This window comes from Acinetobacter kanungonis, assembly GCF_009939195.1.
Classification (GTDB): domain Bacteria; phylum Pseudomonadota; class Gammaproteobacteria; order Pseudomonadales; family Moraxellaceae; genus Acinetobacter; species Acinetobacter kanungonis.
The window spans coordinates 425,597-442,647 of record NZ_JAACKC010000001.1 but is presented as its reverse complement, the minus strand read 5'-3'; the positions used below and the strand labels follow the sequence as shown (position 1 = coordinate 442,647).

Below are 17,051 nucleotides of genomic sequence, written 5' to 3'. Positions count from 1 at the left end.
AAATCCTAAAAAATTATCGATGTGTATGAATTGACATCACAACGCCAAAAGTGGCCATTAAAGTAATAATTGCAGTACCGCCATAACTCATAAAAGGTAAAGGCACACCCACTACGGGTAAAATACCACTGACCATGCCTGCATTGACAAAGACATATACAAAAAATGACAAAGCAAAACTGCTTGCCACTAAACGGCCAAAGTTATGAAAACTGTTTAATCCAATTTGAAACGTTCGGCTAATGATCGCAAAGTACAATACAATCAATATGATAATGCCAATTAGCCCAAATTCCTCAGAAAATGCTGCAATAATAAAATCGGTATGACCTTCTGGTAAAAAATGTAGGTGAGATTGGGTTCCTAAAAGATAACCTTTGCCTGAAATACCGCCAGAACCAATCGCGGTTTCGGATTGAATAATATTCCAGCCTGTCCCCAGCGCATCGGCTTCGGGATGGATTAGGGTAAAAACGCGTTGCCGTTGATAATCATGCAGTAAAAATTGCCAAGCTATTGGAATGATGAGTGCCGCAAGTCCGATTGCAGCTGCAATTAAACGCCAAGACAAGCCACTTAGGAATAAAACAAAAATCCCGCTTGAGAACACCAGTAATGACGTACCCAGATCGGGCTGTTCCGCAATTAAAATAAAGGGGATGCCAATAAAGATCAGACATATGCCAATCTGGCTGATTTTTGGGGGCAGGGGACGTCTTGCTAAAAACCACGCAATCATTAATGGCATGGCAATTTTCATAAATTCACTGGGTTGCACACTGCCGAGTCCTGGAATATCAATCCAGCGCTGCGCACCTAAACGCACCTCCCCAAACAGTTTGACCCCAATCAGGGAGAACAGTGCCACTATATATAGATAAGGTGCAAAAGATTGATATACCTTTGGTGGAACTTGAGCCAAACCTAGCATGGTAAAAAAACCTATGGTAAAACTCATGGCTTGTTTGGAGACCAAACTCCAGTCTTGCTCTGATGCACTATACAGCACGGTTAAACCTAATATTGCAGTTAACAGTAAATAGAGGCATAACCAAGGGTCGAGATGTAATTTGTGCCACTTTGATGGCAATGAAGCTGTACTCAAACCGTCACGAGGGGCTTGGCGTAAGAATTTGGACTGTGGAGGAGTAGTCATGGAAGATATTGGTAGAATAAAGTCTTAGGCAGTATTTTGCGCCTGCTACCTTATACCTGTGTATAGATGCTGTATATCAATATTTAGCAATAAAAAAACCTAGCAAAAGCTAGGTTTCCGATAGTTCAATTTTCTATCAATGATGGAACAGCGTATCGTGATACTCTGCTAAAATGGTGAGTTCTTCTTTGGTCAAATGCGGGAAGATTTTATCAATCGCAATATGCACCGCTTTAATGACCGCCGCAGAGCCGATATCCGCTGCTTTACGCTTAATCATGCCCAAATCGAGGGTTTTGTTAAAATCATTCATAAAATGGCGTACAGTCGCTTCTGCGAACTGTTTGTACAATTCGACCAAAACTGCTTTATTGGTGTCGCCACCTGCACGAATGTCGGCAAACGCGGTTTTTAAATTGGTGACTAAGCTTGCATCTAAACGTTCACCCACGCGATATTGACCTTGTGCATCTTTAAACAAGCTTTTTTCAGAAAACTCGATCGATTGTTTGACCACATCATTTGAGGCTTTACTCAAAAGTTGTTTTAACAACACGGCAACGGTTGATTTGACATATCCTGCCAATTTTTCGGCGGTGTCACGTTTATCGCTAGGCGGGAAACGACGCACCAATTCCGTTAAAATGGCATCAATAATTTCATCATTGATCAATAACGCAGTTTGGTCACGTAAAGGGTAGAGTGCTTCACTCGAATTTTTCTTTTGCTGACCAGTTTGAATACTATTTAATAGTGTTTCAGAAGGAACAAAACCAAAAAAAGGCATTTGCTATTTAACCTCAATATTATTCATTTTATTGTCGCGCCAAACGAATGGGGCGAGGCATCCATGTTAAATCCGATACGCGGCAAGGGTTGATATCTAAACCCCCTCGACGGGTATACGCTGCATAAACCATCAGCTTTTCAGGTTGCAGATTTTGCCAGATATCGGCATACATCTGTTCCACACATTGCTCATGAAAGCCATTATGCTGACGGTAGGAGATAATATAGGCTAAAAGTGAACGATAACAAGGCTTTTTACCCTGATAGCGGATAAATACCGTACCCCAGTCAGGTTGCCCCGTGACTGGACAATTACTGCGGAGCAGATGTGAATAAAGTTGAATCTCAACTTGTTCGCTATTTTCACTGTCAAAGCCAAGTAGCGAAGCGTCAGGATGATTTTCCAGACGTTCAGGAACGAAGTCATCAATACAGATGCCTTCAGGCTGATGAATCTCCAGTGCATCGACTTGGAATAGTTGAATCGTGACCGTTGCACCTGCGGCAGCCGACAAATCTTTTTCTACGGTTGCAATAAATGCAGCTTCGGATTCAAACTGAGTAAAGTTCAGACTATTAAAGTAAAGCTTAAGTGATTTGGACTCAATCAAATTGGGTGATGTTGCGGGTAGCGTTAAACGACCAATCGCAACTTGTGGAATACCTTGCGCATTGAGCCAAGAAATTTCAAACACATGCCACCAGTCTTGACCTTGCTGAATGCCTTCGATATGGGCATAGCTTGAACGCGCTTGCGCACGCTCAATAGGGAAAAGGATGTCTGGTTGATATGTTGATGGATACTGGGTGTCTTTACCAAGTAAAGAATGTTCTACACTCATTATTCACGCATTCCTGAGCCACGAGAAAGTAAATAATACGCTATACCGTAAAGGACAGCACAACATAAAGTAATCACGGTGAGCGAAATCGAAACATTCACATCACTATGACCCAAAATTCCGAAACGGAAGGCATTCACCATATACACAATTGGGTTAATTAAAGACAGGTTTTGCCAAAATGGGCTGAGGGCACTGATGGCATAAAACACACCGCCTAAATAGGTTAGTGGAGTCAGGACGAAGGTTGGGATAATAGAAATATCGTCAAATGACTTGGCATAAACGGCATTAATAAAGCCACCGAGTGAGAACAATAAAGAAGTCACAATGACTGTATATATAGTCACAAACCAGTTGGTAATATATAAGTCAGTAAAAAACAGACTCATGGCGGTTACAATAATACCAACCAAAACGCCGCGACATAAACCACCCAAGACATAGCCCCAGAGTACCAAATGCAAAGGGACTGGACTCATGATCAGCTCTTCAATGCTTTTTTGGAATTTAGCACTAAAGAAACTCGAAGAAACATTGGCATAACTGTTGGTAATCACCGCCATCATGATTAAGCCAGGCACAATGAATTGCATATAGCTAAAGCCACCCATTGAGCCAATCCGTGAACCGACCAAATTACCAAAAATCACGAAATACAGACTCATGGTAATGGCGGGTGGTAACAGGGTTTGTGGCCAGATGCGCATAAAGCGGCGCACTTCTTTATGAACTAAAGTGTAAAGAGCAACACGCATTTGAGTCATATTCATGGTGTAGCTCCTTCCAAATTTTTCTCCACAAGTTTGACAAATAGTTCTTCAAGTCGATTGGATTTATTGCGCATACTGCGAACTTGAATGCCTTGTGCTTCGAGTAATTGGAATAACTCGTTTAAAGTATGGGCTTTATCCATGGTAACTTCTAAAGTCACGGGATCAATTAAATTAAATCGAACCCCAATAATCTCGAGTTGTAGTGGTTGAATCGGTTCAACTAAATCGAAAATGAAAGATTCTTCATGTAATTGATTAAGGAAGGCTTTCATGGTGGTGTCTTCTTTAATGACACCGCGGTCAATAATCGCAATGCGGCGACACAACATTTCCGCTTCTTCTAAATAATGGGTCGTCAAAATGATTGAAGTACCATTTTCATTCATTTCAGTCAGGAAATCCCACATTGAACGACGCAGCTCAATGTCGACACCAGCGGTAGGTTCATCCAAAATCAGAAGCTTTGGTTCATGCATCATGGCACGGGCAATCATTAAACGACGCTTCATCCCACCTGAAAGCATACGACCTTGAGTATTACGTTTTTCCCACAGCCCTAATTTTTCTAAATAATGTTCGGCACGTTGTTCTGCAATTTTACGGGGAATGCCGTAATAACCTGCTTGGGTCACTAATATGTCGAAGGTTTTTTCAAATTGACCGAAGTTAAATTCTTGCGGTACAACGCCTAGACATTGTTTAGCCAATGATGGATGAGTATCAAGATTATGACCAAAAATTTCGACTGTCCCTGAGGTCTTTTTGGTTAAAGAACTGATAATCCCGATGGTCGTCGATTTGCCTGCACCGTTGGGTCCAAGAAGGGCATAAAACTCGCCTTCATGTACGGTTAAATTAATTCCCTTAAGGGCTTGAAAGCCATTACGATAAGTTTTGGACAAATCTCTGATCAGTAATGCATCGGTCATGAAGTTCTCACAGCATAAAGAGTGAGGCTATTGTGAGCGATCTTGAACAATAAACCAAGTAAATTACAGGGAATACTGCGTTGCAAGTTCGGAACATTGATTAAACTCTAAGCATAAAAATGAATGATTTCTAAAGAGTTGCTTTCACTTTATTATTTTTTTGCTATGATGTGCCACGCGCGCTCATAGCTCAGTTGGATAGAGTACAAGTTTCCGAAGCTTGGGGTCGTGGGTTCGATTCCCGCTGAGCGCACCAATTTCCTGTTTTACCCCATCCGATGAAATCTTAAAACCATTAAAAATAAGCAACTTACTTGACTGGGTTGTTTGTCGCTGTCCGATGGCGTTTTAGGATACCGTAACGTTTTACGGTATTTTTTACGGTATATCCCGTTTTTGCAAAAAATATACCGTAAAAAGATGCCTAAATTAGTGATCAGTCTAACCGACTCAAAAATTAAATCTGCAATATCAATGCAAAAGAAATCATTTGAAAAAAATATGAAGCTTTCAGATGGTGGTGGTCTTTATCTGTTATTAGATAAGAAAGGTGGGGCATATTGGCGTTTTGATTATGTTCGCCCAATTTCGAAGAAAAGAGCCACTATTGCTATTGGTATTTATCCGAGTTGTACATTATCCAATGCTCGTGCAAAACGAAGTGAGTTTAGAGAGCTACTTGCTCAAAATATTGATCCTGCAATTCAGAAGCAACGAGAAGACGAATCAAAGCAAATTCAAAAAAATACATTTAAATTCATAGCAGATGAATATCGTAAGACAGAAGAGCTCGAGCCAAGTACTCAACGCAGGAATCAATTTGTTTGGGATAAGTTGTATACGGCAATAGGAGGATATCCGATCGGCGATATTACACCATCCCAAATTTTAGAAGTATGCCGACTGTATGAGAGACAGGGTAAAACAGAGTCAGCAAAGCGAATGAGAAGTAAGGCATCGCAAGTCTTTCGATATGCGATTGCTTTAGGCTTATGTCAGTTTAATGTTGCTGATCAAATTAGTGGCATTTTGAAAGTGGGTAAAACAAAGCACAGGGCTGCTATCACAGATGAGCAACAGCTGGGGCAGCTATTGAAAAATATCAATAAAAATCTAGGGCGTGGTGATATTGCTATTGATTATGCAGTCAAAATTTTACCTCATGTATTTGTGCGCCCTGGGGAGTTGCGTGCAGCAAAGTGGGTAGACATCGACTTTGAAAATAGACGGTGGAGTTATACGCCTCAAAAAACCAAGAATCAGACTGCTTTGCAGCATATTGTGCCATTGTCTAATCAAGTCCTAGAGATGTTTAAAGAGCTTTATCAAATAACTGGGTACTCAGAGTATTGTTTTGTTTCTATGCGGAATAGTAGTCAGACAATTAGCGATTCGACTATTAATAAGCGATTGAAGCAATATGGTTTTGAAAACGGTGAAACGACTGGGCATGGTTTTAGAGCAACAGCCAGAACTTTGTTGGATGAAATTTTAAAGTTTCCGATCGAGCGTATAGAACAGCAGTTAGCGCATCAAGTGCGCGATATGCATGGTCGTGCGTATAATCGTACAAAATATCTGGAGGAGCGTACTGTGATGATGCAGGCTTGGTCTGATTATTTGGACCAATTAGTGAATGCATAGACTCAACTAAAGTCTTTATTGAGCCGTCGCTGCCTCCATAAAGATTTAATTCAGAGAAATTTAGCTGAATGTAATCTCCCCTTAAACATCGATGTTTAAGGGGAGATTACCTCTGGAGTTGTTTAACTGTGAAAATTATTTACTCTTTTTTCAGTATCAATATTTATATCCCTAAAAATGAAATAAAATTAATATTTGAATTTACCATTTTTATCAACAGCTTCGGCTTGATACTTATCATTGATTAATTTCTCGAGTAGTTTATTTTCACTCATATTAAACAGAGCACTAAGTTTGCTCAGTTTTTCCTTACAGTCATTAGTAAGTGGAAGATGATAATTTTTCTTTGTTTTTCCAGCTGAACGGAACTTTTGTTGAGCCCATGATTTCTTCATTTTTGTAATAAAAGTAGTTCGATCTAAGGTTGGGGACCTTGAAATGTTATCAAACATTAAAACTAGTTGGTCATATGGATTAATATTTTCAAAGTTATCAAGGATGGTAATATTCATTTTAATTTTTTTAAAATAATTTATTGCCCAAGAAATTTGTCCCTCATCATTAGCAATTAGCCACTCTATTTCTTCATCCTGTGTTTTTAATATATTGAAGTTATACATAGACTTATGTAGTTCTGTAAGTTTGGTATTAAAATCGACTTCTAGTAAATCATATTCAGTAATTAACTGATTATAAAAATCATCTTTTCTGAAGATGATACTTGGATCATTTCTTTTCCATTCAATTAAAACATTGGGGGTAATTGAGTTATTACTTAATCCCATTTTAGGGCTTAGTTCGGGGTATAGGTACGCTCTTTTAAGAAGGAAATCAATCAGATTTGAATAATCTTCTATATTGTTAATAGGTAGACTTACTTGAGTTGATATAAAATTATTTTTTAATATTTTTAGGTCAAACAATAGCCAGTGTATCAACCTTATATCTGTTTTACCAATAAAAGTAAGTTGATCATCGGGGATAATCATATTTTTTATATATAAGTTAAATAGTTCTAAGTATGTAAGTGGTTCTATAGAGTTTTTAACTGTTTTTAATAAATCTTCTTTTATTACTTGTTTGGATGGCATGGTGATAAAGAGACCATTATTCAAAGAAACAAGGTAATCATTTTTTTGTTGGGGGGCGAGTTCAACAACACAATATTTAAACCATGCTAGAAAACTTCCTCTTTCTCCAAAATTTTTAATGTAGGATTCAAATTCTTCATAGTTAAAATTTTCTTGCATTTCTTTTCGCATTTATAAAATATTTAAAAGTAATTTTACAATAATTTTTAAGTAATTTAGATGATATTTTTAAATTTATTTATGTGATATTTATGTAGAATTGGTGTAGTGTTAAACTTTTGAAAAAATATTATAAGTTATTGTTTTAATAATTAAATTTTTATTTTTTATCGTAATTTTCATTATAGTTAGAGAACTTCCTCTTTCCAACAATCATTTGCTTTCTACTTCGTTTAATACATTTGTTTGAGCACCTGTTTCAATGAATATGTATGTACGTAAAGTTTCTAGCCAAAAATTTAGTTGAGGATGGTAGAGCAAAAAAAGTTGGCTTCTTCAACATTTCTGAAATGTGAAAAAGCGAATTTCTACCTTAACTCTCGTAAGTGTACTTTTCACAATTTATACGGATTCGTCGTGATGTATTTTAGGTAAGGGCTCTGTAGTCTCGATCGTTTTTTTGAATTGGCTTGAGGGTTACAAGTCGGTAAATAATATTATTAATATCAATAGAATATATACATACATACAACGAGTAGATATAGCAGTACCTCTAATACATGACACAATATTTAGTCATGAATCAGCTAAACCAGTTTAGTGAATACACAACACAGAATCTCTCATCTCAGATGTGACATAGGGGGCTGTGCTGTATCACATCTTTTCTATATATAAAAAATTAATGTCATCGCTTTAGTTATGCATCATACATAACTAAGGCGTATTTAAAATGTTGTATTCAGATTTATCCCATCAAGCAGCTGTGATGACAGCAGTAGAAGTCTTCGTGGAGCAGGTCCTTCATCTTGATCTACGTCAGCATGACTTCATTACACACTTATGCCAATTGATTCCTGCATTCAAGGCTTTTGATCAGAGTAATCTGGCATACAGTGCTTCGATACAGGTCTTTAGAAGAATTGTTGATAGAGTGGATGAGTTAAGAGGTTCATCCACGATTGAGGAGTATCTGACTCAACTTTCTGTTGCAGAGATTAAATGCTTACGGCATATCCTGGTAGAAGGTCGAACTCTGATCTTGGAGGGCATACGTCAATTCAAGCAACAAGAGACCGATAATCAAGTCGGCTTACGTGCATACCTTCAAAGCATTATTCTTGATCGCTACAAAGTACTGATTGTCCGAGTAGATTTAGGATATCTGAAAGAGTTCATGCCTGAGATTTTGGTTCTGGACTTCTATAGGCATATTGAGTCCTTATGCAAATACCTTAAGGATAAGAATGGCTGTTTTAAGGGATTACTGTGGTATGGACTGGCATTAGAGCAAGGGGCGACGAAAGGATATCATGCACATTTATTGCTGATTTATAATGGTTCTGAGCGTCAAAATGATCGATTCTTAGCAGATGAAGTAATCCAAAAATGGCAAGTCATTTCAGAGGGTATGGGCTATGGGGTGAATATCAATACTAAAGAAAATAAAGACAAATTTGCTAAAAATGGGCTGTTAGGGATAGGCATGATTCATCGGGATAATTCGAAAGAAGTGGAGAATGCTCTAAATGCTGCGTCTTATTTGGTAGATCCTGAAAAAATTTTACAGCAGATGTTGATTAAACCGAGTGGCAAAAGAACCTTCTTTAAAGCTATTTACAAATCACATGGTCGAAACTACCAGACTAAATTTGATCAAAAGCAAACTATGGAAGAGGCAGGTATTTGGGATCGCCAAGATGTCATAGATTTATTGAATGGATCCGAGTAAATCGTTCCATAAAAAAATACGGATAGCACTGTCCTATGTAACGCAGAACTACATAGGACATTTTCCATGGATCTTATTTCACTAGAACATCTGATTGCCCCTCGTTTGGAAGCCGATATTCAAACCTATTACAGGCAAGTGAGATTCAAATTCTCTGATTTGAGTTATCAGGAGCAAGAAAAAAATCTTCAAGAGCAATCCATGCAAGTGTTTCTAGATTACTTCAAGGATTGGAATGCGTTGATGTGTGCGCGTAAGGATTCCCAATTCAGCTTTTGGCTGGATCAATTTAGAAACGCTTATATTTCAGTCATGACACCGATCAACCCGCAGTTGCATTATTTCAAACCAGATCCGAAGCATTCTGCAGAGTGGTTGATTGGAAAAATTCTTACCACGCTGAAGAATAGTTTTGACAGTACAACATTCTTAGAACACTTAAATCATAGCAACGATCAATACTGTAAACGCATTGATCAAATCCGTGAGAATTATTTAAGTGTTGGAAAATTCAGTGTGGATGCACCTGATCTGAAATTCTATCTGAGCTATCCTGCTGGAACGGAATTACTCCGCACCGTTGATGAGGTCTGTAAGGCATTCAATTCCTTTGAGAACAAGTTAAAAAATCAGCCTTGGTATCAAGCTCAGGTTGTTTTTAGTTTTTATCACTTGATCCGAGATAGTTTTAGAAATGCTTATGTGATTCGCTTTTATTTGACCTTTCAAAATACGCTGTATTCGAGTGAGATCAATTATGCTGCATTGATACAGCAATTGTGGCAGGAAGCTACTCATGGTTTCGGGACGCTATTGACTGTCGTACATGAAGACACCAAAGGACCAGGGGGAAATCCATTTGGTTTTGGGCGAGGGGATATCATCGAGTTTCCAGAACCCTTAAATCCTCTTGAAAATTTGGAGATGTTGCCTGAATCAACTTCGTCTATTGATGAAGGGATGAATAAGATTTGCGTCATGCCAAAATCTTTTAAATTGTTTCATGGGCGGCAGTTAATTCGCTGAATTCGCGTAGAAAGTAACTATTCAGAGTGCTGTACTTAAGCAAAGGAGGGCGGCGCTTTGGGTGGTTATAGTTAATGAATTGCATAAATTTAGTTCTACAAGTATTTTGCCCTTATTAGCTTGTGTTCGACATGATTCTTGATTCGATGACATACCTACCGATTTAGTCCTTTCAGCCGATGTAGCCACTCGATATGCCTGATAAGAAATGGGCTACATCATCAAAAGTCATAAATAAAAATAATTCAAATACATATTACCGACTTGCAGATACCACTCTTTGCTCAGTGTAGCGAAGGGGAAGCCACATATTGCTTTAGAAAACCATTTACAGGATTGATTATGAAAAGATTAATACAAGCAGCAGTACTTGTGACCATTGCTGCAATTTCCACAATCTCACTATGGGGGTGTAGTTCAGGACTTCGTCCAGAGACGTTTGAGGTCACGCTGAATTCTGAATATAGTCCAGGCATCACTTTTGATCGAACCTACACCATTTTAACGATCCGTTCCTTGATTGCAGATCCTATTGCTGTGACTGAGGTTGCGGTCAATCAAGGACGTTGTCGCTATACACAACGTTATGGCAAAGCCATCAGCTTGCCTGCTCACTTCCAGATGGGGCAAGTCCTCACCTTATATCTGCAGTGTCCATACGACTCGATTGTTCAGGTTGATATTGAAACCGACCAAGGCAGTGCAAGTTACAGCTTTAAATGATTTCCCTAAATTAGTCGACATACTCAATATCTGATTTGACCGTGCCTGAAGAGGCACGGTTTTTTTATGCCGCTAATTTCAACTGACTTTATTGGAGAAAGAACAATGAACCCATTCTATCAGACAGGAGCACAGGCACAGTCGGATCGACTAATGAATCCGATCTGTCCACATTGCCACTCTTCCCATACTCGACTGATTGATTCACATCAGCTCACTACACCTGTACCTACGACAGCTGTCGCAAACTTCTCTCCCATGGCTTTGGCGAATGTGGGAATACAACTCTCGAAACGACTCAATCTCCCCCCGATGCTCGGTGGCATGACGGGGCTGGTGATCGGTGGCGTGGTGTTGCTGTTTCTGAACTCGCATAAACCGATTCATATTCAGCAATACCAATGTGAGCAATGTCAGGAAACCTTCGAAGTCAAAGTTAATGTTAGAGCTTAAAGCAGGTTCAAGCATAAAGAGGAAAACAATATGGCACATCAACTTGAACAAATGGCCTATGTAGGGGAAACCCCATGGCATGGACTCGGTAACCAACTGACCCCGAATCAATCGATTGAAGTTTGGGCACAACAGGCCGGCATGGATTGGCAGATCGAAAGCTCGAATGTCAGTTATATGGCAGCCAACCACAAAGGACAAAACTTGATCCTGCCGCATGATGAACAACGGGTACTGTATCGTTCAGATACCCATGCCCCCTTATCGGTGGTCAGCCAACGTTATCAGGAAGTCCAACCCAAACAGATTTTAGAATTCTATCGTGACCTGACTGAACAATCAGGCTTTGAACTGGAAACTGCTGGCGTACTCAAAGGTGGCAAGAAATTCTGGGCCTTGGCCCGTACAGGACAGTCATCGGCACTCAAGGGTAAGGATGTTAGCAATGGCTACATTTTATTGGCAACCGCGTGTGACGGCACCCTAGCCACCACAGCTCAATTTACCAGTATCCGTGTGGTGTGTAACAACACCTTGGCAATCGCACTTAAAGGACAGAACAGTAGTGCAGGTGTGGTCAAAGTCCCGCACAGCACCAAGTTCGATGCGGATAAAATCAAAAAGCAACTTGGGATTTCAGTGCGTGCATGGCAAGAACACATGTATGAAATGAAACAACTCAGTCAGCGTAAAGTCAGTCAACAAGAAGCCGCGATGTATTTCGATGCAGTATTTAACAATAGCAATCTCAGTACATCTGAACAGGATGACAGCATTATTCAGTTCTATCGCAATGTGGCAAGCAAGGTACAAGTGAATCGTTCACCCCAAGCCGAAAATAAAACCGAACCGAATGGACGTGCCATGTCCAGAGTCATGACCATGTTTAATGGACAGGGACGCGGGGCGGAACTCAGTTCAGCCAAAGACACTGCTTATGGCTTGCTGTGCAGTATTACTGAATTTGCGGATCACGAACGTCGTGCCATGAGCCAGGATCATCGGCTGGATTCTGCTTGGTTTGGTGCAGGTGCGGCATTAAAGCAACGTGGATTAGAACAGGCATTACGCTTGGTCATTTAAGTTAGATTTAATCTTCAACTTTTATCATGAACCTATGACATCAGCATTGTTCTGATTGCCGTAAATTCATGATACCTCTTCGCCACATCCCCAGATGTGGCTTTTTTTTATGCCTGAAATTTCACTTTACCATCAGGCAAGAAATAGGAGCTTCTCAATGAATCATCCCCACCCAATACACAACAGTATCAACAACAATACCTTAAAACCTTATCCCCATCCGCCACGATCAACACGACCCTTGACTGCGAAACGTTTAGTGAATACCAAAACGCTAAACTATGCCGAATGGTTAGAAGTCCGTAAGCAGGGCATTGGTAGCAGTGACTGTGCTGCAGCCTGTGGGCTCAATCCCTATATGTCAATGCTAGAGCTTTGGATGCTAAAGACAGGACGGATTCAGCCTAACTTTGAAGATGAAAGTGAAGGCCATGCGCCGATGTATTGGGGCAAGCGTTTAGAACCCTTAGTCGCGGAATACTACAGCCTACACACCAATTCTAAAGTTCGTCGGGTCAATGCTGTCCTACAACACCCAGATTCTGATAAATACTTCATGCTCGCCAATCTGGATTACTCGGTAGTGGGGAGTGAGGAAGTACAAATTCTGGAATGTAAAACCGCCGGGGAATATGGGGCTAAACTGTGGCGGGATGGTGTGCCTTTATATGTCTTGTGTCAGGTGCAACACCAACTGGCGGTGACAGGTAAACAGGCCGCGCATATCTGTATCTTACTCTGTGGACATGAAACCCGAATCTTTAAAGTGACCCGTTCAGAATCGGTGATCCAACATATTGTCAATGCGGAACGCTACTTCTGGGACTGCGTAGAAAAAGATATTCCCCCTGAAGCCGATGCCAGTGAATCGGCCGCCAAAGCCTTGCAATTACTCTATCCAGAACATGTGCCACTTTCGACCACGGATTTGTCTGAAGACGAACAAGCCAATCAACAGTTTGAGCAACTGCTTCAAGCACGTAATCAAATCGAAAAGCATCAGGAACAGTTCGATCTACTCAAACATCAGTTGCAAGCCAAGATGCAGAAAACTGAACGTGCCACCTTTAAAACAGGTTCGGTGACGTGGAAGAAGTCCAAAGACTCCATCAGCTTAGATGCAAAAGCCTTACTGCTAAAGCATCCAGAATATCTGAATCAATTTCCAAACACCAAACAAGGCGCACGGCGTTTTCAAATCTATAGTGATGCAACTTAGCCTAAGCAAAAATGTTCCTACATACACAAGTGCTCATGCCCATCACGGCATGGGCTTTTTTATGTCGATTCAATTTTAAATCAAGAATGAACAGAGGAAATCAACATGATTAAAGGACTTGCGATTACCCCACCGATTCTCGGTCGGATCAGTATCGGCAAAATTGTGGAAAAGAATGGTAAACGACTGCCTGAAAAGGATGATCAATTTACCATTACCAGCCAAATCCAGAGCAAAGATGGATGGATCAAACATCCTCTAGATGAACAGCTTCGCGCTAAAGCCTCTAATTCAAATCAAACTCAAGCTCAAAATCAGAAGCTCCGTAGCATTCCTGTACGGATGATCTTTAATGATCCTGATCTCAACTTAAGAGCCGAGTACAGCTTATTTGATAAACAAACAGGTCGACCCGTGTGTATTGGAAATGGAGAAACCTGCCAAAGACTGACTCAACAAGGTGTTGAACAGCATCCTTGTCCATCGCCAGACCTTTGTCCTTTAGCACAAGGCGGGCTGTGCAAACCCTATGGACGACTGTATGTGAATCTGGATGACTCAGATGAGTTTGGCACCTTCATCTTTAGAACCACAGGCTTTAACAGTATCCGCACTTTGGCAGCACGCTTGCGTTATTACCATGCGGCCTCTAATGGCTTGTTGTCCTGTCTACCTTTACAGCTCACCCTTCGAGGTAAATCTACCACTCAAAGTTATCGTACGCCTGTGTATTACGTGGACCTGACACTCAGAGATAGGGTTCATTTACAAGAAGCCATTCAAACCGCCAAAGAAATTGACCAGCAGAGTAAAGCGGCTGGGTTTAACCAAAGCGCTTTAGATCAGATGGCACGACAAGGTTATGCCAATGCCCAGTTCGAGGTGGATGGGGAGGAGGGACTGGAGATCGTGGAGGAGTTTTATGCAGGAGAAGCATTATCGCAAAATCCCAAAAATGAGCCTGATCTCACGCAAGTTCAGGATCTTCAGCAGGGCTTACAGCAGAGTGTCAGGGCGGTAGGGAAAGCCTGAACAGCCATGCTGACATAAAAAAATAAGGAGTGTGCCTATGATCTGAGCGAATTGCCGCTCGCATCAATGATTAGGAGAAAAACATCATGAATGCGTTTACAGGTCAGACATTTCAAATGAATCAATTATTGAATATTAAGCAAGTTGTACTGTTTGTTGGGGTCTGTCGTTCAACGATTTATGAAATGATGGATGAAAATTCACCGTATTATGATCCTACATTTCCAAAGAAAGTTAAAATTACACAAAATCGAATTGGCTGGTCAGCTTGGGAAATCAATCAGTGGATTGAAGACAAGTTGGCGAGTCGAGAATAAATAGGGAACTTCGGTTCCCTTATTTTTTTGTTTTTTAGTAGACTAGACTGCATTCAAAGTAGAATGAAAGCAGCAAATGAATCAAACGCTTAATTATTACAATCAAAATGCTACTGAATTTTTTAATGCGACATTGAATGTCGATATGGAAAGCTTATATCAAGCCTTTATACAATATTTACCTCAGGATGCACTCATACTCGATCTGGGCTGCGGCTCAGGTCGAGATACTTTAGCATTCAAGCGAAAAGGGTATCGAGTAGAAGCACTCGATTATTCGAAAGAGTTAGTCGCACTTGCAAGCCACCAGACGGGCCAGCAAGTGCGATTAGAGAGCTTCTATGATTTTTCCGATCAGTCTAAGTTTAACGGTATTTGGGCATGTGCATCTTTATTGCATTGTGAGCGGCATCAATTAAATGAAGTCGTTGGAAGAATGATAAATGCATTAAAGCTAAATGGAGTGCTCTATATGTCATTTAAATATGGGGAAAATGATAGAGAGAAAGATGGACGGCAATTTACTGATTTAAATGAACAGCAAGCACAGGATTTATTATCAGCATTAGATGGTGTACTGCTTTTACAACAATGGATTACTTTAGATAAACGCCCAGATCGAACAGAAGAATGGCTCAATATACTTTTAAAGAAGCAGGTGGGTTAAATGATCTCGGCACATCAGACAATTCCAACAGCTCAAGAGCAATTACGATTTCTAAAACATATTCAACAAATTCTGCAGTCTGGCACATTCACGTCGACCTATAAATTTGCCTTATTGATGAGTTTGACTCGTCTTGTGATTGAACAAGGTCAAGACTGCGGGGATAGCATAAGCCTGGGCTACCAAGATATTGCAGAGAAGTTTATTGATCTGTATTGGAAGCAGTCTTTGCCATTTCAGTTTAATCAGCATGATCCTTTTATTCTTCAACAAAGTACGGGTAAGCAAGCCTCAATTGTTAATATCATTCGAAATGCACAACAACAATTTAAGACCATCGCTGCAGTTAGAAGAGATATTTTGTATTGGGAAAAACTAAAGAAGACCATTGCGGCAACAGTTAAGCAAATGCCAGTGGTTTACCTGCAAAATGTTAATGGACAATCGCATGAATTTCTCTATCGCGTGCAAGACTCAAAGCAACAACTGAACTTGTTGCCCCAAGCTATGTACTGTTTAAGACAATTCAGTGAAATTATTGAAGAGCTCTGCCAAAAGCGATGGATCGACTATATTCGTGCGAATCGGCAAAATTTAGTTGTGTTAGACGGATTACCTGATTTAAATGAGTTTATGTTTGCTCCGATTCGGAGTCAGTTAGGGCAAGTGGCACATATTTTATTAGACTTGCAAGATGGTAAATGCTTTTACTGTGCTAAAAACCTGAAACATTCTAAACATGCAGTGGATCATTTTATTCCATGGTCTTTATATCCCGCAGATACGGGACATAATTTTGTACTTGCTGATGACAAGTGTAATGCGAAAAAGAGTAATTATTTAGCCTCTGAAAATTTTAGAGCTTTATGGGTTGAGCGTAATCACTTACATGACCACATCATTGCTACAGAAATATCACAGCTAGGCTTTTTAACGGATTTACAGCGATCACATCGTGTCGCTGATTGGGCTTACCAACAAGCGCGAGAAAATGGATATATACTGTGGAGTGGTTAATTTTCAATACAATTTTGAGATCAGCTCGATCTCATTGGAGTACGGCAAATCTTGTCTTTCTCCCTTTTTTTTTGCTGAAAAATCTTTAATTTTCGGTAAACTATTTACGCTTTAATATTTTCTTTGGATTTCTATAACAATGACCCAAGTACAACTGTAACAGCTACAAAAACAACGATGGCATATTGCCAATACCTTACGTGGCAAAATAGGTGCAGACGATTTTCATGTCTATGGGCATATCTTTTTTTTTGAAAAGCAATTAACTTTACCTATAAATTGGTGGATGGCGAAGACATTGGCTTTTTAGTGCTTGATGAAAACAATGCTGAGCTGTAATGAGACAATAAAGTATCATCCTGAATAATCAAATTTTATAAGGATATTTCTGCTATG

17 protein-coding genes and 1 tRNA gene are annotated in these 17,051 nt (G+C 39.9%); 12 read left to right on the top strand and 6 right to left on the bottom strand.

Annotation, left to right across the window (positions count from 1 at the left end; translation table 11 throughout):
- Positions 1 to 13: 13 nt before the first annotated feature.
- From rodA to GWK51_RS01875, 5 genes are all read right to left on the bottom strand, one after another.
- Positions 14 to 1,156: a rod shape-determining protein RodA gene (gene rodA / locus GWK51_RS01895; protein WP_161932459.1), complete on the bottom strand. Its 1,143-nt coding sequence runs from the start codon at positions 1,154 to 1,156 to the stop codon at positions 14 to 16.
- 136 nt (positions 1,157 to 1,292) lie between these two features.
- Positions 1,293 to 1,943 (bottom strand): hypothetical protein, encoded by a 651-nt coding sequence (locus GWK51_RS01890; RefSeq protein ID WP_161932458.1) that lies wholly within the window; start codon positions 1,941 to 1,943, stop codon positions 1,293 to 1,295.
- 28 nt (positions 1,944 to 1,971) lie between these two features.
- A complete protein-coding gene (gene queF, locus GWK51_RS01885; protein WP_161932457.1) occupies positions 1,972 to 2,787 on the bottom strand; it encodes an NADPH-dependent 7-cyano-7-deazaguanine reductase QueF in 816 nt (271 codons plus the stop codon).
- Positions 2,787 to 3,560: an ABC transporter permease gene (locus GWK51_RS01880; RefSeq protein ID WP_100241047.1), complete on the bottom strand. Its 774-nt coding sequence runs from the start codon at positions 3,558 to 3,560 to the stop codon at positions 2,787 to 2,789. Before GWK51_RS01880 ends, queF begins: the two co-directional genes overlap by 1 nt.
- Positions 3,557 to 4,492, bottom strand: coding sequence for an ABC transporter ATP-binding protein (locus GWK51_RS01875; protein WP_161932456.1), 936 nt, complete (start codon positions 4,490 to 4,492; stop codon positions 3,557 to 3,559). The genes GWK51_RS01880 and GWK51_RS01875 overlap by 4 nt, the downstream gene beginning before the upstream one ends.
- A 179-nt stretch (positions 4,493 to 4,671) precedes the next feature.
- Here GWK51_RS01875 and GWK51_RS01870 point away from each other — a divergent pair.
- Positions 4,672 to 4,748: transfer RNA gene (locus GWK51_RS01870), tRNA-Arg, on the top strand.
- A gap of 164 nt (positions 4,749 to 4,912) precedes the next feature.
- Positions 4,913 to 6,136: a tyrosine-type recombinase/integrase gene (locus GWK51_RS01865; protein ID WP_161932455.1), complete on the top strand. Its 1,224-nt coding sequence runs from the start codon at positions 4,913 to 4,915 to the stop codon at positions 6,134 to 6,136.
- Between the two features lie 188 nt (positions 6,137 to 6,324).
- On the opposite strand, the gene GWK51_RS01860 is transcribed toward GWK51_RS01865, so the two are convergent.
- On the bottom strand, positions 6,325 to 7,386 hold the full coding sequence (locus GWK51_RS01860; RefSeq protein WP_161932454.1) for a hypothetical protein: 1,062 nt from the start codon (positions 7,384 to 7,386) through the stop codon (positions 6,325 to 6,327).
- A gap of 733 nt (positions 7,387 to 8,119) precedes the next feature.
- On the opposite strand from GWK51_RS01860, the gene GWK51_RS01855 reads away from it, so the two are divergent.
- From GWK51_RS01855 to GWK51_RS01810, 10 genes are all read left to right on the top strand, one after another.
- Positions 8,120 to 9,118, top strand: a complete 999-nt coding sequence (locus GWK51_RS01855) for a YagK/YfjJ domain-containing protein (RefSeq protein WP_235941039.1) — start codon at positions 8,120 to 8,122, stop codon at positions 9,116 to 9,118.
- 66 nt (positions 9,119 to 9,184) lie between these two features.
- Positions 9,185 to 10,144 (top strand): hypothetical protein, encoded by a 960-nt coding sequence (locus GWK51_RS01850; RefSeq protein ID WP_161932453.1) that lies wholly within the window; start codon positions 9,185 to 9,187, stop codon positions 10,142 to 10,144.
- Positions 10,145 to 10,486: 342 nt separating this feature from the next.
- On the top strand, positions 10,487 to 10,867 hold the full coding sequence (locus GWK51_RS01845) for a hypothetical protein (RefSeq protein ID WP_161932452.1): 381 nt from the start codon (positions 10,487 to 10,489) through the stop codon (positions 10,865 to 10,867).
- A 105-nt stretch (positions 10,868 to 10,972) separates the two neighbouring features.
- Positions 10,973 to 11,320 (top strand): hypothetical protein, encoded by a 348-nt coding sequence (locus GWK51_RS01840; RefSeq protein ID WP_161932451.1) that lies wholly within the window; start codon positions 10,973 to 10,975, stop codon positions 11,318 to 11,320.
- A gap of 30 nt (positions 11,321 to 11,350) precedes the next feature.
- A complete protein-coding gene (locus GWK51_RS01835; protein WP_161932450.1) occupies positions 11,351 to 12,403 on the top strand; it encodes a DUF932 domain-containing protein in 1,053 nt (350 codons plus the stop codon).
- Between the two features lie 157 nt (positions 12,404 to 12,560).
- Positions 12,561 to 13,622 (top strand): YqaJ viral recombinase family nuclease, encoded by a 1,062-nt coding sequence (locus GWK51_RS01830; protein WP_161932449.1) that lies wholly within the window; start codon positions 12,561 to 12,563, stop codon positions 13,620 to 13,622.
- A 105-nt stretch (positions 13,623 to 13,727) separates the two neighbouring features.
- Positions 13,728 to 14,654 carry a recombination directionality factor gene (locus tag GWK51_RS01825; RefSeq protein ID WP_161932448.1) on the top strand — a complete coding sequence of 309 codons (927 nt, stop codon included), beginning with the start codon at positions 13,728 to 13,730 and terminating at the stop codon, positions 14,652 to 14,654.
- Positions 14,655 to 14,740: 86 nt separating this feature from the next.
- Entirely contained in the window at positions 14,741 to 14,971 is a 231-nt protein-coding gene (locus tag GWK51_RS01820; protein ID WP_161932447.1) for a helix-turn-helix transcriptional regulator, read from the top strand.
- Positions 14,972 to 15,047: 76 nt separating this feature from the next.
- Positions 15,048 to 15,638, top strand: a complete 591-nt coding sequence (locus tag GWK51_RS01815) for a class I SAM-dependent methyltransferase (protein WP_161932446.1) — start codon at positions 15,048 to 15,050, stop codon at positions 15,636 to 15,638.
- Positions 15,639 to 16,655 carry an HNH endonuclease gene (locus GWK51_RS01810; protein ID WP_161932445.1) on the top strand — a complete coding sequence of 339 codons (1,017 nt, stop codon included), beginning with the start codon at positions 15,639 to 15,641 and terminating at the stop codon, positions 16,653 to 16,655.
- Positions 16,656 to 17,051: the final 396 nt, after the last annotated feature.

Bases quoted from the DNA above. Each gene is read 5' to 3' on its own strand.
- rodA (WP_161932459.1), bottom strand. From the start codon at position 1,156: ATGACTACTCCTCCACAGTCCAAATTCTTACGCCAAGCCCCTCGTGAC.
- GWK51_RS01890 (WP_161932458.1), bottom strand. From the start codon at position 1,943: ATGCCTTTTTTTGGTTTTGTTCCTTCTGAAACACTATTAAATAGTATT.
- queF (WP_161932457.1), bottom strand. From the start codon at position 2,787: ATGAGTGTAGAACATTCTTTACTTGGTAAAGACACCCAGTATCCATCA.
- GWK51_RS01880 (WP_100241047.1), bottom strand. From the start codon at position 3,560: ATGAATATGACTCAAATGCGTGTTGCTCTTTACACTTTAGTTCATAAA.
- GWK51_RS01875 (WP_161932456.1), bottom strand. From the start codon at position 4,492: ATGACCGATGCATTACTGATCAGAGATTTGTCCAAAACTTATCGTAAT.
- GWK51_RS01865 (WP_161932455.1), top strand. From the start codon at position 4,913: ATGCCTAAATTAGTGATCAGTCTAACCGACTCAAAAATTAAATCTGCA.
- GWK51_RS01860 (WP_161932454.1), bottom strand. From the start codon at position 7,386: ATGCAAGAAAATTTTAACTATGAAGAATTTGAATCCTACATTAAAAAT.
- GWK51_RS01855 (WP_235941039.1), top strand. From the start codon at position 8,120: ATGTTGTATTCAGATTTATCCCATCAAGCAGCTGTGATGACAGCAGTA.
- GWK51_RS01850 (WP_161932453.1), top strand. From the start codon at position 9,185: ATGGATCTTATTTCACTAGAACATCTGATTGCCCCTCGTTTGGAAGCC.
- GWK51_RS01845 (WP_161932452.1), top strand. From the start codon at position 10,487: ATGAAAAGATTAATACAAGCAGCAGTACTTGTGACCATTGCTGCAATT.
- GWK51_RS01840 (WP_161932451.1), top strand. From the start codon at position 10,973: ATGAACCCATTCTATCAGACAGGAGCACAGGCACAGTCGGATCGACTA.
- GWK51_RS01835 (WP_161932450.1), top strand. From the start codon at position 11,351: ATGGCACATCAACTTGAACAAATGGCCTATGTAGGGGAAACCCCATGG.
- GWK51_RS01830 (WP_161932449.1), top strand. From the start codon at position 12,561: ATGAATCATCCCCACCCAATACACAACAGTATCAACAACAATACCTTA.
- GWK51_RS01825 (WP_161932448.1), top strand. From the start codon at position 13,728: ATGATTAAAGGACTTGCGATTACCCCACCGATTCTCGGTCGGATCAGT.
- GWK51_RS01820 (WP_161932447.1), top strand. From the start codon at position 14,741: ATGAATGCGTTTACAGGTCAGACATTTCAAATGAATCAATTATTGAAT.
- GWK51_RS01815 (WP_161932446.1), top strand. From the start codon at position 15,048: ATGAATCAAACGCTTAATTATTACAATCAAAATGCTACTGAATTTTTT.
- GWK51_RS01810 (WP_161932445.1), top strand. From the start codon at position 15,639: ATGATCTCGGCACATCAGACAATTCCAACAGCTCAAGAGCAATTACGA.